This window comes from Sphingomonas aliaeris, from assembly GCF_016743815.1.
Lineage (GTDB): Bacteria > Pseudomonadota > Alphaproteobacteria > Sphingomonadales > Sphingomonadaceae > Sphingomonas > Sphingomonas aliaeris.
Genome location: NZ_CP061035.1, coordinates 2,161,853 through 2,177,818, shown reverse-complemented (window position 1 = coordinate 2,177,818; position 15,966 = coordinate 2,161,853). Strand labels below are relative to the sequence as shown.

11 protein-coding genes are annotated in these 15,966 nt (G+C 61.9%); 3 read left to right on the top strand and 8 right to left on the bottom strand.

Annotated elements, in window-relative coordinates:
* Positions 1-30: 30 nt before the first annotated feature.
* From H5J25_RS10290 to H5J25_RS10270, 5 genes are all read right to left on the bottom strand, one after another.
* Positions 31-1,347: an RraA family protein gene (locus H5J25_RS10290; protein ID WP_225883043.1), complete on the bottom strand. Its 1,317-nt coding sequence runs from the start codon at positions 1,345-1,347 to the stop codon at positions 31-33.
* 4 nt (positions 1,348-1,351) lie between these two features.
* Positions 1,352-2,353 carry a KpsF/GutQ family sugar-phosphate isomerase gene (locus H5J25_RS10285; RefSeq protein WP_202090691.1) on the bottom strand — a complete coding sequence of 334 codons (1,002 nt, stop codon included), beginning with the start codon at positions 2,351-2,353 and terminating at the stop codon, positions 1,352-1,354.
* The gene (locus H5J25_RS10280) at positions 2,350-3,525 is read right to left on the bottom strand and encodes a hypothetical protein (RefSeq protein WP_202090690.1); all 1,176 of its coding nucleotides are present in this window, start codon (positions 3,523-3,525) and stop codon (positions 2,350-2,352) included. The genes H5J25_RS10285 and H5J25_RS10280 overlap by 4 nt, the downstream gene beginning before the upstream one ends.
* A 200-nt stretch (positions 3,526-3,725) precedes the next feature.
* Entirely contained in the window at positions 3,726-3,977 is a 252-nt protein-coding gene (locus tag H5J25_RS10275) for a hypothetical protein (RefSeq protein ID WP_202090689.1), read from the bottom strand.
* Between the two features lie 77 nt (positions 3,978-4,054).
* Positions 4,055-5,026, bottom strand: a complete 972-nt coding sequence (locus H5J25_RS10270; protein WP_225883042.1) for a Glu/Leu/Phe/Val dehydrogenase dimerization domain-containing protein — start codon at positions 5,024-5,026, stop codon at positions 4,055-4,057.
* Between the two features lie 123 nt (positions 5,027-5,149).
* Between H5J25_RS10270 and H5J25_RS10265 the strand changes: the two genes are divergently transcribed.
* Entirely contained in the window at positions 5,150-5,611 is a 462-nt protein-coding gene (locus H5J25_RS10265; protein WP_202090688.1) for an Lrp/AsnC family transcriptional regulator, read from the top strand.
* Positions 5,612-5,629: 18 nt separating this feature from the next.
* On the opposite strand, the gene H5J25_RS10260 is transcribed toward H5J25_RS10265, so the two are convergent.
* The 3 genes from H5J25_RS10260 to H5J25_RS10250 form a co-directional block, all read right to left on the bottom strand.
* Positions 5,630-7,366: an N-acyl-D-amino-acid deacylase family protein gene (locus H5J25_RS10260; protein WP_202090686.1), complete on the bottom strand. Its 1,737-nt coding sequence runs from the start codon at positions 7,364-7,366 to the stop codon at positions 5,630-5,632.
* A gap of 30 nt (positions 7,367-7,396) precedes the next feature.
* The gene (locus H5J25_RS10255) at positions 7,397-9,403 is read right to left on the bottom strand and encodes a serine hydrolase domain-containing protein (protein WP_202096287.1); all 2,007 of its coding nucleotides are present in this window, start codon (positions 9,401-9,403) and stop codon (positions 7,397-7,399) included.
* Between the two features lie 150 nt (positions 9,404-9,553).
* Complete coding sequence (locus tag H5J25_RS10250; protein WP_202090684.1) at positions 9,554-12,274, bottom strand: TonB-dependent receptor domain-containing protein; 2,721 nt, start codon at positions 12,272-12,274, stop codon at positions 9,554-9,556.
* Positions 12,275-12,526: 252 nt separating this feature from the next.
* Here H5J25_RS10250 and H5J25_RS10245 point away from each other — a divergent pair, with 252 nt between their 5' ends.
* Both H5J25_RS10245 and H5J25_RS10240 read left to right on the top strand, forming a co-directional pair.
* A complete protein-coding gene (locus H5J25_RS10245; RefSeq protein WP_225883041.1) occupies positions 12,527-14,443 on the top strand; it encodes an N-acyl-D-amino-acid deacylase family protein in 1,917 nt (638 codons plus the stop codon).
* A complete protein-coding gene (locus H5J25_RS10240) occupies positions 14,440-15,957 on the top strand; it encodes a M20/M25/M40 family metallo-hydrolase (RefSeq protein ID WP_202090680.1) in 1,518 nt (505 codons plus the stop codon). Before H5J25_RS10245 ends, H5J25_RS10240 begins: the two co-directional genes overlap by 4 nt.
* Positions 15,958-15,966 lie beyond the last annotated feature (9 nt).

Here is a 15,966-nt window from a genome sequence, read left to right as displayed (position 1 = left end):
CTTCACTGTCTTCAGCACCGTGGCTTTCCTTCAAAATGCGCCATGATCCGCGAGGATCGCTTCCACGTCGCGACCGCGCGCCGCCTGCATCCGGATATTCGCCTCGCAAGACAGAACTGCCCAGGCTTTGTCCTCGACCTCCGCCCATCGCGCGCGCGGAATGACGATGACGCCGTCTTCGTCGGCAAAGATGACGTCGTCGTTGCAGACCTGCACCCCGCCCATGCGGATGGGACGGTTCATCGCCTTGACCGTGCCTTCGTATTTGATGTCGTCGCATGTCCGGCTGCGGGCGTAGACCGGCAATCCAAGAGCCCGGACGTCGGTCGTATCGCGGGTTGCACCGTCGATCACGGCCCCGACGGCCCCCGACCGGATCGCGAGATTGGCGTTCAGGTCCCCGAAATAGGCGTGCTGTGGTAAATCGGTGGCGACCATGATGACGTCGCCTGGACGGACGAAGCGATAGGATTGAAGCGCATCGTAAATGCCGTTCCAGGCTCCTCCGACCGACCGGTCGGGCCGCTGCGCCAACGCCGTCAGCTCCAGTGTCTTGGCTCTTCCCAACAGCTTGCCGCCAGTCGTCGGGCGGATCGCCGCCGGCAGTACCACTTGCAACCCAAGCTCCTTCGACACATCGGATAATATCGATGAGGAAAGATGCGGCAGCATGGCGCGGAACCGGGTAACTTCCGCAGCTCGAACTCCCGCCGCGATCGTTTCCGCGACGGTCAGGTCTTGAACGAGATTTATATCGATCTGCTCCAGTGGATCGAGATCGAAGAGTATCGGGTTCGTACCGTAACGCCGAGCGGGGCAGGATTCGCTATTTTTCCGCACGATGTACAGGCTCATCGCCTCGACGATCGTGGCGGGTAGATCGACACTGTTGGGGATGCGGCCGACGCCATAAGCTGGCGTCTGTCCTTCCCATCTATAGTGTTTGGACCTGCTGACCGCGACAAGGCTGTCGGCCTGAGGATTTGCCAGCAGCGCAGCTATCGCGCGCGAAATCGTGTCCTTGGTCACGAACGGCGCGGTGCAGAGCAACTGTACCCAAAGGTCCGCGTCGGGACGCTGCGCGCATTCCCAGGCGAACATCTCGTGCCCGTCCGTATCGTTTGTCGCCAGTGCTGGAGGACGTGCCAGAATTGAAACGGGCAAGTCGTCGGCAAGCGCGGCCAACGCGTCACTCTCGGTATCCAGGCAGACTTCGGTGATCTCGGGACAATCGAGCGCTTGCTGTAATTTGCGTTTGAACAGGTACTCGCCGTCCAGAATACGGGTATTTTTGCTCGCGACACGCTCGCTACTTCCTTTTGCAGGAACGAAGGCGACGATCTTCATCTTATCAACCAATCATGATGTCGTTGGAATGGACGAGTCCGTGGAGCCGTCGATCGTGATCGACTACGGGCAGTACGAGCACACCCGTTCCGACACCGCGCAGCGCCAGCATCGCATCGCCGACGGTCGCATCGGGTGCAATGACGCGCGGGTCGCTTTTCATGACCGTGCGGGCAGGTGTGGAATAGACGTCGTGACGTGCCTGCAGATGCCGCCTGATGTCGCCATCGACGACCAGGCCCAGCAATACGCTCGAATGATCGACAACACAGGCCGCCCCCATCTGGCCGCCGGACATGACGGCCAGCAGTTCCGCCATCGAAGCAGATGGCAAGACACGTGGAACATCGGGGCCAGTCTTCATGATCGCTCGGATCGGGGTCATTTGCCGCCCCAGTGCGCCGGCGGGGTGATGGCGAAGAAAGTCGGCCCGCGTGAATGCGCGCGCCCGGCTCGCCGATATGGCCAAGGCGTCGCCGATCGCCATTTGTAAAGTGGTACTTGCGGACGGCGCCATACCGATATGGTCCGCCTCGCACTCGACGGCCGCCAGTATGGCGTGATCGACCAGTCTGCCGATAGGCGATGCTGCACACCCGATTATGCCGATCAACACGCAGTCTCTAGCCTTTAACGACGGCAGGATACGCAAGATCTCTTCCGTACTGCCGCTGTTCGAGAAGAGTAGCACGACCGATCCCGGCTGGATTGCGCCGAGATCGCCATGCGCCGCTTCCGCTGCGTTGACGAAGAACGCCGGAGTGCCAAGGCTGGAGAATGACGCCGCGACCTTCGCAGCGACCAGGCCCGACTTGCCGATACCGATGCAGAGAATGGGTTGCAGACTGGCCGCGAGCAGATCGACCGATGCTGAAACGTCGTCGGGAATGTCATGCTCGAACCGCTCGAGCGCCCGCCGTTCGCATGCGATGACCTCGGTAAACCACTCGACCGAAGCGTGCTTTACGAAGGATCGCGGCGCGACAACGGCTGCGGAACGGCTCACTGAACCGGCTCGTGCTTGACCGCGAGTACGCGCGCCATGCCGGCGTCCCACCGATCGGGATTGACAGCGCGAGTCATGCGATCAACCAGATCGTCTCCGCTTAGATCAGGATCGGTCGGATCGAAGGCTTCATTCGCAAGATGATAGGCAAACCAGCGTCGGGCGTCTGATTGTGATGGGGCGGCGGTTTTTCCGGTCCGTGCCAATGGCTCGAACCTGTCCAGATCGGTATCGCATGCGAGCCAGTCGGCGCTCGCAAACGCCGATCGCCGCACCATCGGGACCGAAAAGAGCGCGCCAAGCCCGAAACTTTTCGAATTGCCGAGCACCATGCCGTTAGCATGCCGCGCCACAGCCAGCGTGGCTGGTATTCCCGCGACTGTCGGTTCGGAAAGTTGCACATTGCGGCCAAGTGCCGAAATCGCACTGCGCAGCTTCGATCGATCTACATACAGTTCATTCAGGGGATGGTCGGTGACGACGATGTGCCAATGCTCTGCGAACTTTTCCGCGACCTCCCGGATCATGGCAAGACTGCACGTGCCTGTGCTCATATAATGATCGTTGAAGAAGTTCTCCTTGTCGTCGTATTCGAGCGGCATGAGTAGCAGCGGGCGGTCATCAGAAATGCTCAGCGCCTCACGCAAAACGGTCCGGTCTGGGATCGTGGCGTCCCAATGCTGTCGCATTTCGGTCCAGCGCGAGTCCACAAGGTCGTCCAGACGGCGTGATGCCGCAACGCCTAGTTCGGGCATGACGCCGTTTGCGAACGGCCGTTCGGCAATCATCGACGTGCAAGGGGTGACGTAAAATGGAGTAGCGGCCACCTCCATCAGAAATCGCACTATCCCGGGAAATCGATACGCGGTTTCAAAGTCAGCGGTTCGGCACAGGGTAAGATCGGGCGCCAAGCTGCGAACGAACGATAGGAGATCTTCGCGGACGTTTGTGGCGTTGAACCGCAGATCGGTATGGCCGGGGTCGTCAATAATGTGCCAGGTAATTTGCGGCAGGTCGCGGCAACTAGAAATCTGTTCCGGACGGATCCCCGTATTGCGCCAAGGAATAGGCGCAAGGATATGGACATCCGCCACCTCTACAAGCCGTCGCATGATCGGTTCGATGATGCTCGTGTACCACCACGGCGTCACCACCGGCAGGTATAGAAGCACCCTCACAATTGGCTTCCAGAAGCGATCTTCTCACGATGGCGCATGCCGACAGAATGGGTACGATGCATTGCTATCTCAAACGCCAGCCGATCTCATTGTCCCATTATAGAACGTTGATCGGCCGCCGGGCCGCATAGGCAAGATTTTCCTATCCGCGCGGTTCCCGACATCAGCCGAAGAGCGGCACCGTGTTTAGAAACTCAACCAATCTCGCAGTGGGCGGAATCGACAAGCACCATCGCGCGCAGCTTTTCCAGGATGATAGCCCCGCCGGTCTCGCTGAGCGCGTCGATCGTGATGTCGATGGCATATTCATCTCCGTCGGTCGTCACACGGAACTCCTCGACCAACAGGGCCTGCTGGGCGAACAGATTGAACACCCTGAGGGGGAATTGCGCATCGCGCCCGCCGCGTACGACGTACCGGTGCATCGGCGCATGGCTTTCCGTCATGCAACCTCGCGCAATGCGCCTCGATCCTGGATCAGGCGGCGGCAAGATCGTCGGCTGCGTCGTTCATCGCGAGACCGTTAGCTTCCGCATGCTGGAAGACCCGGTCCAACCGCTCTGCCGTTGCTTCGACGCGGGCTTGTGCGGCGAGCGCGGACCATCCGAGATACTCGGCCGCGACGTTGACGATCCCGCCGGAGTTCACGACGTAATCGGGGCAATACAGCACGCCCTTGTCGGCGAGGCGCGCCGTCCTCCGGCTTGGCTAGCTGGTTGTTGGCCGCTCCGCAGACAATTTTGGCCGCGATCTTGCCAATGACTTTGTCGTTGAACGTTGCGCCCAAAGCGCACGGTGCGATTACGTCAGCTTTCGCGGTCAGAATATCGTCAAGGGATACGGCCGTCGCTCCCGTGCGCGCTAAAACGTCCTCGATCGTCGCGGCATTCACATCTGCAATAAGCAACTTGGCCCCCGCATCGTGCAGCATCAGCGCTAGGTTGCGCCCGACATTGCCGACCCCCTGAATGGCGACGGTGCACTCGGACAGCGGACGGCTGAGGCGTCGTTCGACCGCAAGCTGCATCGCCAAAAAGACGCCGCGCGCGGTCCAGGGAGATGGATCGCCGCCCGGACGATCTTGTCTCGGCGGCAGTCCCGCGACGTGCCACGTCGATTCTGCGACGGTCTGCATATCTTCGACCGAGGTCCCGACATCTTCCGCCGTGACGTATCGTCCGTCGAGTGACCGAACCGCCTCTCCGAATGCGCGAAACAGCTTGCGCCGGTCGAAGTCGCCCCTTGGCTGGCGAAGGACCGCTTTGCCGCCGCCCAATGGGAGATCCGCCAGCGCGTTCTTGTATGTCATTCCTTCCGCGAGCCGATGCGCATCGACCGTCATCGTGTCCCTATCTTCGTACGCCCAGAAACGGCAGCCTCCCGCTGCCGGACCAAGAACGGTGGAATGTAGAACGATCGCGGCGTCGAGGCCAAAGGCGGCATCGCTGAAAAGGTGAACCTCCTCGGCGGGTTTTTGAAAGGAATTGAGGACCAATGGATATCTCCTTCGCGATAGCCGCGCTTATCGCCGAAGGCCCGGGACAAATCTGACCTAACCCCGTCTGGATCTTCGTGAATCTGGTCGGATTGTGCTGATGATGTTGCTATCGCGGAGAATATGACCAGCCTTGACGCCTTCGAGATAAAGATCATCCGCGAATTGCAGCGCGATGCGTCGCTCACTACTGCCCAGATCGCCGATCGGGTAGGGCTGTCGCCGTCGCCGTGCTGGCGAAGGATCGACCGGCTGGAACGCGATGGAATCATCAAGAAGCGCGTCGCGGTGATCGACCGGCGGAAAGTCGGGTTCAACGCGCACATCTTCGCCCAGGTTCGCCTCAACGCGCATGGTCGCGCGAACCTGGACGATTTCAGTCAGGCGATCCGGGATTTTCCGGAGGTTCTGGATGCCTACGTGCTGATGGGCACGACCGACTTCATGCTGAGGATCGTTACGCGCGACATCGAAGCCTATGAACGTTTCTTCTTCGAAAAGCTCAGCAAACTCGACGGCGTACAGGAAATCACGTCGACCGTCGCACTGTCGGAGATCAAGTCGACCTCCGAACTTCCGATCTAGCGCGCGACCGGACCTCAGTTACCGAGGTCGTCCGGTTCGCGGCTTGCACGCCCCGCCATCCGGCCATCCTCGCCAGCCTGGTCCGCGCACGACCTGACCTGGGCGCGCCCCGGTGGGTTCGCCATTACGAAGGACCTGCTGCCCGTTGACGAAGACGTGGCGCATGCCGGTAGCGAACGCCTGCGGTTTTTCGACGGTCGATCGGTCGAGTATGGTGCGTGGGTCGAAAATCGCGAGATCCGCTTGGTATCCGACCTTCAATTGTCCACGATCGCGCAGTTTCAGATTCGCGGCGGGCAGGGAGGTCATGCGGCGGATCGCTTCGGCCATCGGCATGCGCTTTCCGTCGCGCGCATAATGGCCCAGCACCCGTGCAAAGGTTCCGTAAGCGCGCGGATGCGGCCGCGATTTCAGGAACGGACCCTCCGGTGCCTGCGAGTCCGCGTCGGAACCGAAGCTCATCCACGGCAGAGAAACGGCACGCGCCACGTTCTTCTCGTCCATGAAGCGATAAAGGATACCGACCCGGCTGCCATCCTCGATAACCAGGTCCATCATCGTTTCTTCGGGACCGGTGCCGCGCATCTTCGCAATTTCGGCGATGGTCTTGCCCGCCAGTGGTTTAAGCCGGTCAGACTTGAACCCCGATGCGATCAGCCCCTCGGCCCCGCCGGAAGCACGATACAAATTCTCCCAGCCCACGCCCGGCGCGCGCATCTCCGCGATCAGCCGCTTGCGGATTTCAGGCTGCTTCATCCGCTCGATCCACGCCTCCAGCCCGCCGTCCTGCACCCAGGTCGGCATCGACGCGTCCAGCCCCGATCCGCCCATCGTATAGGGATACATATTGGCGGTGATCGGCAGGCCGCCTGCGCGAGCGGCCTCGACGCGAGCGATCGCCGCGTCGATCTTCGGCCAATTCTCTTTGCCGGCCTGTTTGAAGTGATAGATTTCGGCCCGCGCGCCGGTCTGGCGGGCGATGGAGATGAGTTCGTCGATAGCCTCGATCAGCCGGTCGCCCTCCGACCGCATATGGCTGATATACATACCGTCGCAGCGGGCGACCTCATCGACCAATGCAATCAGTTCCGGCGTTTCGGCATAGCTTGCCGGTGCGTAGATCAAAGACGATCCGACACCCATCGCCCCGCCACGCATTTCTGCCGCGACCAGAGCACGCATGCGGGTCAATTGCTCGGGTGTCGGGTCTACGTCCTTCTCGCCGAGCACGTTGGCGCGCACCGTTGTCGCACCGACGAAGGATGCGACATTAGGGGCAATGCCGCGTTTGGTGAGCCATTCGAGATATTCAAACAGAGACTGCCAGCCGACGTCGTAGCGAACGTCGCCCTGACGCTGTTGCGTGAGACGCTTCATTTCGGGTGATAGCGGCCCCATGCTGTCGCCCTCGCCGAACACCTCCAGCGTAACGCCCTGCCGGATGTCGCTCAGGCTCCGGCCATCGGCGATGAGCGATTCCACGGCCCAACTGAGCATGTTGATGAAGCCGGGAGCGACTGCGAGCCCCTCCGCATCGACCACTGTCGTCGCGGTGCCAGGCGCTCTCGGCCCGACATAGACGATCCGTTCGCCCTTGATCGCGACGTCGCCGACCCGCCCGGCGCCGCCGAGCCCGTCATAGATCGTGCCGCCGCGCAACAGCGTGTCGTACATGGGTGCAGGGGGCGGTGCAAATGCCGCGGCAAACACCATTGCACCCGTGGCGATCGCAACCTTGATCCGCCGTATTTTCATCCGCCTGCTCCTGCCACCGTTCGGAGTGCCTCAGTAATTCACGCTCATCGCCATCAGGCCGAAGGCGTAAGCGATCCACAGGATTACCAATGCGGACAGCAGCAGCAGGATCGCCCAGATCCGCCCCGGCCACCCGGCCGGTGCCGTCCAGGCTGCCCAGAGGTTCCACGCCATGATCGCGACACCGCCGACGAAGACGACCGCGCCGGCAATTTGCAGCATCCACAGCGCCGGATCCATTGCGCTGCCGAGGCTGTTTGTGTCCGCGCTCATCACGGTGACGGTCGTCAACCAGCCGACAAGCACCAGCACGGTGGCAATCGCCATGATCCGCGAAGCGCGGAATGCGCGCAGCCGCTGCGGCGTCATGGCGAGTACGCCCTTGAACCGACGGCGCACGATGGCCCGGATCGGCCACAGCACGGCCGTCAACGCCATCACGGCGAGTGCGACGTAAAGGGCGGGCAGCAGCCAGGAGGAGGATCGTGCCGCCGGCGTCTGGTGATATTCCATTACCGGTGCGACCTGGTCCATCGCGAACCGGACGACCTTACCGTCCTTCACCTCCGCGCCAAGCCGCTCGTGGCTCATCGGATCGGCCCACAGGAAAGGCGATACCTCTACCCATTTGCGGACGCCGCCGCCGAAGCCTTTCAACGCAGGGACGATCAACTCGCCTTTCGGGCCGCTCGATACGTTCATCTGCCCGAGCAAGCCGACCAGCGCCATGAAGCTCGACTGCGACCCGCGCGTATTGCTCCAGTTGCCGGCCATCATCGCCGCATGCTGGCGCGCGTTCGCATCGTCGACGCCCGCCACGATCGGGCGGCTGGGCGACGGGAAGTAGCGATCGGCGAAAGCGTCGAACAATGCGATCCGGATCTTGCCGGCCGCGCCCGCGTCACCCGCGCTGCTCAGCGACAGATACAGCCCGACATTCTCGGCGGGGAACAGATGAAGGGCACTGTGAAAGGCTTCGGAATCGCCCAGATGCCCGATGACGCGACGATTGTTGATGTTGCTTTCGAAAAAGCCGAGCGCCATGCGGTTCAGGTTCGCGATTCCACCTGGTTGGGCGGCATGCATTTGCGCCGTCGTTGCGGGGGACAGGATGCGCCCGCCGTCATATTCGCCACCGTTCAAATGCGCGAGCATGAAGCGCGCCATGTCGTTGCCGGTGATGCTCAGGCTGCCCGCGGGTGCCGGGCCGACGAGCTCAAAGGGGATCGGCTTGCCGCTTGCACGTCCATATCCTTGCGCGGCCTGCGCCGTGAACCGCGCCGGCAGCGGCTGGCGGAACGTCGCGTTGTTCATCCGCAAAGGCGCGAAGATATTACGTTCGACATAGACTTCGAACGGTTCGTTTGAGACGCGCTGAACGATGTATCCCGCGAGCGTCGTCGCCCAGTTCGAATAGGCCGGAACCGTTCCCGGCGCGAAAACACGCCTCGGTATCCAGCGCTTCAGATAGGCGTCGATCGGCATGAGCCGCTTCGGATCATGAAAGATGATGTCCTTCGCCGCTTCCTCGAACCCGGCGCGATGAGTCATGATCTGGCGCAACGTGATCGGCTTGCCGTCGCGCGGCGGAATCTTGAAGTCGAGGTATTGGTTGACGTCCGCATCCAGGTTCAACTTGCCACGCTCGACCTGCTGCATGACGGCGGTCCACACGAACAACTTGGATATCGATCCCGGCCGCATCAGCGTGCGTGCGGGATCGACCGGTGTGCGCTTCGCGATATCGGCATAACCGAAGCCGCGGCTTGTCAGGATCGCGCCGTCCTTCACGACGACGACCGTCGCGCCCGCGATGTCGCCATCCGCCAAGGCGTAGGGCATGAAGCCATCAAGCCACGTGTCCACGTCCGCACGGGTTAGCGCGGGCGCGCCGCCGGGCGGCGGCGTCAATCGCAGAGCGGGCTGCGCGATGCCAGCGGGCCGGGCGATCGTCGGGGCAGGCCCCTGTGCCGTGACGAGGGAGGGGGTGACCACGGCCCCGACCATTGCGACCATGCCGATAAATCGTCGAAACATCATCCCATTCCCCGCCTTGTTTTATCTAAGGACCAGTCGGGTCCATATCGAAGCCTAACATAGATTCTCGGTACGCGACCACATTTTTCCGAACGGAGATATCGTTGCAGTATCGAGGCTGGTTGCGTGCGGCGTAGGAGGGAGGTCGATTCAGAACCGGAACCGGACGCCGGTCGCAAACTGCCGTCCGATCACGTCGTAGAAAACCCCGTTGGTCTGTGACGGCGTCTGGAACGTACTGGGCGTATGCGGCGGATCCTGGTTCAGAAGATTCCGGACGTTGAAGAACAATTGCACGCGTTGACGGGGTGTATCGACCACCTTCAACTGCAGCGACAGATCAACGTAATTGCGCCCCGACACGCTGTTGTCGTTGATGTCGACACCCTCGACATATGTCGCGTCATAAGTGCCACCGCCGACGAACCGGTCCTGCAGGAAGAGAGTGAACGGTCCCCGATCGTAGGTGATGCTCGCATTCGCTTTCCAACGTGGCACCCCGCTCGATCCCAGACCAACCTGACCGACGCGATCGATGTTCGATATCAGCACGAGTTTATCGACATACGTGCCCAAGCCACGGATGCTGATCGTCCCGTCGCCGAGCGGTCGCGTGTAGGAAAGCTCGAGATCGACGCCGCGGGTCGTTTGACGCGCCACGTTTACCTGCGTGCTTGTCACCGACGTGACCTGGTTGCTGCCGTTACGGGCGATGAACCCGCAATACTCGGCATTGCCGGTGAAGCAGCCGTCGACGGTTTCCTGCGCACTGAGTTGTCCGATCCCGTCACGAATCTTGATGTCGTAATAGTCTACGGAGGCGCGCAGGCCAGGGACGAAGCCGGGCGTGAGCACGGCGCCCGCAGTGAAGGTATTGGCGATCTCAGGATTCAGCGCGCGATTGCCCTGCGAGATGATCTGGACCGTATAGGTCGAGCCGTTATTCGCCGGGTCGGAAATACCGGCGAAGCGGAACAGGGCGTTGGTGAACAGTTCGTCGGAATTGGGCGCACGGATATCGCGTGATCGCGTGGCACGGAGCCTGAGAAGTTCGTTCACCTGCCATGTCGCGCCACCCTTCCACGTCGTGACGGTACCGCTGGTGCTGTAATCCGTCACGCGGATCGCGCCGTTCAGATCAAGCGCCTGGAAAAAGGGTGCGTCATGGATGAGCGGTACGAGTACCTCGGCAAACGCTTCCTTGACGTTGATCTTGCCGGCCAGCGCCCTCGGATTGCCGATGGCGAATCCGCCCGACTGCGAGATCGCGTCGGACACGCCGCTCACCTTGTCCTGCCGAACCTCGCCGCCGACCGCGAGCGTTACGGCGTTCTTACCGATCCGAAACAGATTGCCCTGGATTTCCGCGGCTGCGACGCGCTGATCGATATCGACGTCATAGCTTTGAGTGCCGTGGATATAGTCCAGAGCAGCCGCACTCGGACTGCCCTGTCCGAACAGATTGAGCGGCACGCAGGCGGCGTCCGTCACGGTGACCGCGTTGACGCGGCAAGTCGGCACGCCTCCGACCAGGACCGAATTGACCGCCCGGGTGAAGCGCTGCGTGATAACGTTGTTGCGCAGCAATGCTCGGTAATCCGTCTTTCCATATTCGCCGTAGATGGTGAATTTCCAACCCGCGCCGATCTCGCCCTCCAGTCCCGCGACGATCCGTTTCGTGCGGTTGCTGGTATCGCTTTCGAAATACCCGAAGTCCGGGCTGAACCGTCCGAAGTTCGGCGTCGTGATCGTCGTCGTCGGCAACTGCGCCGCCAGAGCCGCGGGCAGGAATGCATTGTCGCGCTGGATCGTGATGTTGCCGAGATTGAAGGGCGGGGTGAGCCGGGGATTGTAGCCGCGCGAATACGAATAGGATCCTTCGAAGAACGCGGTAAGGCCGCCGAAATCATACTCGCCGGTGGAATAGAAAGAGTATCGCTCGAACGGCACGCTAAGAGAGATGAGGTCGCTGCCTTCGACCCCGCTGCCACCGATCTGATAAGCGCCCTGATATTGTCCGTAAACGAAGGGGCGGGGCACCCCGCCGGGTCCAAAATCTGTGCCGCGCAGTGGCCCGTTGACGAACAGGCCGCCAAGCGATGCATTGGCGAGCTGTAGCCCCGGCAGGATGAACCGTCGCGGGTTGCCGGCGGCGGGGTTGGAGATCAGGCCATAGGCCCCATCCGCCCAGGGACGGCTGGCCTGGGATAGGACGCCTTCGTTCTTCTCACCCTCGGCCGCGATCGTGAAATGGCCTGCGCCGTCGGCGAAGCCCGTGCCCCAGGCGAGCGATCCCTTGTACGTCGCATTGTCGCCATACGTGCTTATGCCCGACTGGATTTCGCCGGTCACACCCTGCACATTCCGCTTGAGGATAAGGTTCACGACGCCCGCGACGGCGTCCGAACCATAGGCCGCGGATGCGCCGCCGGTCACAACCTCGACGCGTTCGATCAGCGAACTTGGGACGACGTTGGTATCGACGGTCGCTCCCGTGGTCGTCGATACGAAGCGTCGCGAGTTCACCAGCACCAGCGTGCGATTGTTTCCAAGGTTGCGCAAATTCAGGAAGGCGGCCCCGGCGAGCTGTGACTGAAGGGTCGAGGTCGCGGGCGTGAAGGTCGCGGTGAACGCGGGTATCTGTTGAGCGAGTTGGCCAACATTGGTCACGCCGGCATTGTCGAGTTCGGCTGCGCCCAGCACGGTGGTCGGCGTCGGCGATGTGAACCCGCTACGCGCGATGCGGGATCCTGTGACGACGATCTCGTCCCCCGCCACCGGCTCGGCATTGGTTTCTGCAGGGATCGGCCCCGCGGTCGGTCCAGGAACAGTGGCGTTCGGTGCTTCCTGCGCAGCTGCGGGAAACGCCATGAACATCAGCGTATGCGTAGCGAGAGCAGTACAGAGCTTTGCGCTGACCGTGATCACGACGTTTCCCCCTGTTCTTAATATGTTGAGGAAGCTGTCAGAGACTCGATAGGTCGTCAACCTCTTCAGAGAACTATTTTCCGATCAGGATGAATAGGTATAATAACTGCCTTGCTTCTACGGGCAGGCTCGTCATGATACGATTGGATGCCGACGGTTCAAAGTTGGGCATCGCTGTCGGTAGGGGTTTCTATGATGATCCGCGCAATGTCTCGCCATGTGATGTCCGGCGTACTCGGCGCCGCAGCCGCGTTGGTATCGAATGCTGCTCATGCGCAAACATACGACACGATCATCCGCGGCGGGACGATCGTCGACGGCAGCGGTCTTCTGGCATTCAAGGGCGATGTCGCTATCGACGGAAAACACATCGCCGCGGTTGGCGATCTGGGGTCGGCCACCGCGACCGACATCATCGACGCGCACGGCCTTGTCGTTGCGCCGGGCTTCATCAATATTCACAGCCACGCGCAGCCGGATGCCGTGGCGACCGCGGTCAACATGCTCACACAAGGCGTGACGACCGAGATCACCAATGCGGACGGCCACGGCACGACCGATATCACGAAGCAATTAGCCGGTTTTGCGGCTAACGGACTTGCCGAGAATATCGGGCTGTACATCGGCTTCAACGCTGCTTGGGCGGAGGTCGTCGGCAATGACGATCGCCGCGCCACGTCGGGCGAGATCGCCCGGATGCGCGACATTCTGGACCTTAACCTATCGAACGGGGCTTGGGGTGTCGCCTCCGGCCTGGACTATAAACCCGGCTATTACGCGCATGTCGACGAAGTGGTCGGCGTCGTTTCGGTGGCCGGCAAGTGGCGCACCAATTTTCCCAATCACGATCGCATCAGGCCCGAAGAAAATTACAGTTCGTTCAAGGGCATGGCGGAAACCATCGCGATCGGCGAACAGACCGGCGTGATCCCGGTTATCACGCATATTAAAACGCAAGGGGCCGAGCAGGGCAACGCAGCGGCAGTCATCGCGATTATGGACGCCGCGACTAGGCGCGGTACCTATACCGCAGCCGACGTCTATCCCTATCTCGCCGGTTTGAGCGGACTGTCGTTGAACGTGCCGGGCTGGGCCATCGCAGGTGGTCGCGACGCGATGCTGAAGCGATTTGCGGATCCCGCGACGCGAGCGCGTATCGCCACCGAAACCGAGACCGCGATGAAGCGGCGCTGGAATGGTCCCGATGGCATCTATTTGTTCAACATGGGGCGAGAATTCGCGGACATCGTCAGGGAAATGAACGTTCGTCCCGGCGAGGCCGTGATCCGCCTACTGGAGCAGCAAGAGCATTCGGCTATCCTGCGCTTCGGCAAGGAGGAAGATGTCATTGCGTTCCTGAAATATCGCAACAGCGCCATGGCTTGCGATTGCGGCGCATCGATCGGCCAGAAGGGACATCCGCGCGGCTGGGGCTCATTCCCGCGCGTGCTGGGCCATTACGTCCGCGAACAGAAGGTACTGACGCTGGAGGACGCGATCCGCAAGATGACGGCGCTGCCGGCGGCGATCATCGGCATGAACGACCGGGGATATCTGGCGCCGGGCATGGCCGCGGATATCGCGGTGTTCGATCCGCGTACGATCCGCGATCATGCGACCTATCAGGAACCGACCAAGCCATCCGAGGGCGTGCGCTACGTGGTCGTAAACGGCATCGTCGCGTTGCGCGAAGGGCGATCGACCGCGACGAAGACGGGCGAGGTGGTGCTGCGCACCCGGCACATGCCGAGCCGCCCGATGACGCCGGCCACGATGGCCAGGGGCTTGCAAGTGACTGGAGACGTAGGCGGCCACGATAAAAGCTATACCGTCGCGGTATCGCTGCGGCAGCAACCCGGGCAGCGTGCGGCATCAGGCAAGCTGACGCTGACGGACGTACGGTCCGGCACAATCTGGAGCACGGAGCGTATCGGAACGCTGCAAAACGCCAAGGGGTGGACCAGCGTCACCGCGATCCTTCGCGATCCCGCAGGCAAATGGCATGCGGCGATGGTGACGCTGGATGAGGCCGATACGAGCAGCGGCAAGGCGAAGCCGACGCTCGTCGTACAACTGGACGGCGGCGCCGATATGATCGGTATTCCTAAATGATGTGGGAATGGCTGGCCGCCGCGGTGGCGGTTGCATCTCCTCTGTCGCCGGCTGTCGCGCAGACACCGCTGTTCGGCGAGAGCGAACAGGCTGCAATCCTAGACGAATATATCCAGTTCCTCGCGATCCACAACGTCGCGGCGGATACGGCCGGTATTCGCCGCAACGCCGAAGCGCTGGTCGCGATGATGGCCCGCCGCGGCCTCAGGCCGCAGTTACTGAAAGGCGCGGATCCGTCGGTTCCTCCTGCCGTATATGGCGAGTGGAAGGTGCCGGGAGCATCGCGCACGCTCGTCCTCTATGCGCACTATGATGGGCAGGCGGTCACCCCGGAGGACTGGAAGTCGACCCGTCCCTTCGAACCGAAACTCTATTCGGACCGGCTGGACCGCGGCGGCAAACCGGTCCTCGACTGGAAGCGCGCCCGGCTGGATCCGGACTGGCGCCTCTACGGACGTTCGGCTTCCGACGATAAGGCGGGCATCATGGCAATCCTCGCTGCGGTCGATCGCCTACGTAGCGAAGGCAAACGGCCGGCTTTCAATCTCAAGCTCGTTTTCGAAGGCGAGGAAGAGGCGGGATCACCGCATCTGGCGGGCATAATCGGTGCCAACCGCGCGCTGCTCAAATCGGACGGCTGGATCATATTCGACGGACCCGCAAATCCGTCGGGTGCGAAACAGGTGGTGCTTGGCGTACGCGGCGTCGTCGGCGCGGAGATCACCGTCTACGGTCCGTCGCGACCGCTCCACAGCGGTCATTACGGAAACTGGGCGCCGAACCCGGCGATGGATCTCGCTCAGTTGCTCGCGTCGATGAAGGATCGCGATGGCAAGGTGACGATCAAGGGCTTTTACGACGGCATAACGCCGTTCACTGCGAAGGAACGCAAGGCGCTTGCCGCCATCCCGAACACCGATGCGAAGCTGAAGGCGGATCTCGCGCTCGGGCGCAGCGAAGGCGGCGGCGTACCGGTGGCGGAGGCGGTACAATTGCCCTCGCTCAACATCGACGGCATCCGCAGCGCGGATGTCGGGTCGCGCGCTCGGAACGTCATTCCATCGACCGCGACCGCGACGCTGGATATGCGGCTGGTGGCGGGAAACGATTATCGGCGGCAGTTCGACAGGCTGGTTGCGCATATCCGCTCGTTCGGTTTCGAAGTGATCGATCGTGATCCGACCCTGGCCGAACGCGCGGCGCACGTCCGTCTGGCGAAGGTGACTACGGACGGTGGGTACAATGCCGAACGCACCCCTCTCGACCACCCGCTCGCGCTCGACGTGATCGCGGCGGTCAAGCGGGTCGAGCGCGATACGGTCGTCCTGCCCTCGCTCGGTGGGAGCCTGCCGCTTTATGTCCTGCGCGAGGTGCTCGGCGCACCAAGCGTCACAGTCGCCGTCGCGAATGCCGACAACAATCAACATGCCGAGGACGAGAACCTGCGGCTGGGAAACCTGTGGGATGCGATAGCGATCGCACGGTCGATCCTGTCGATGGAGCGCGCGAAGTAAGTCGGTCAC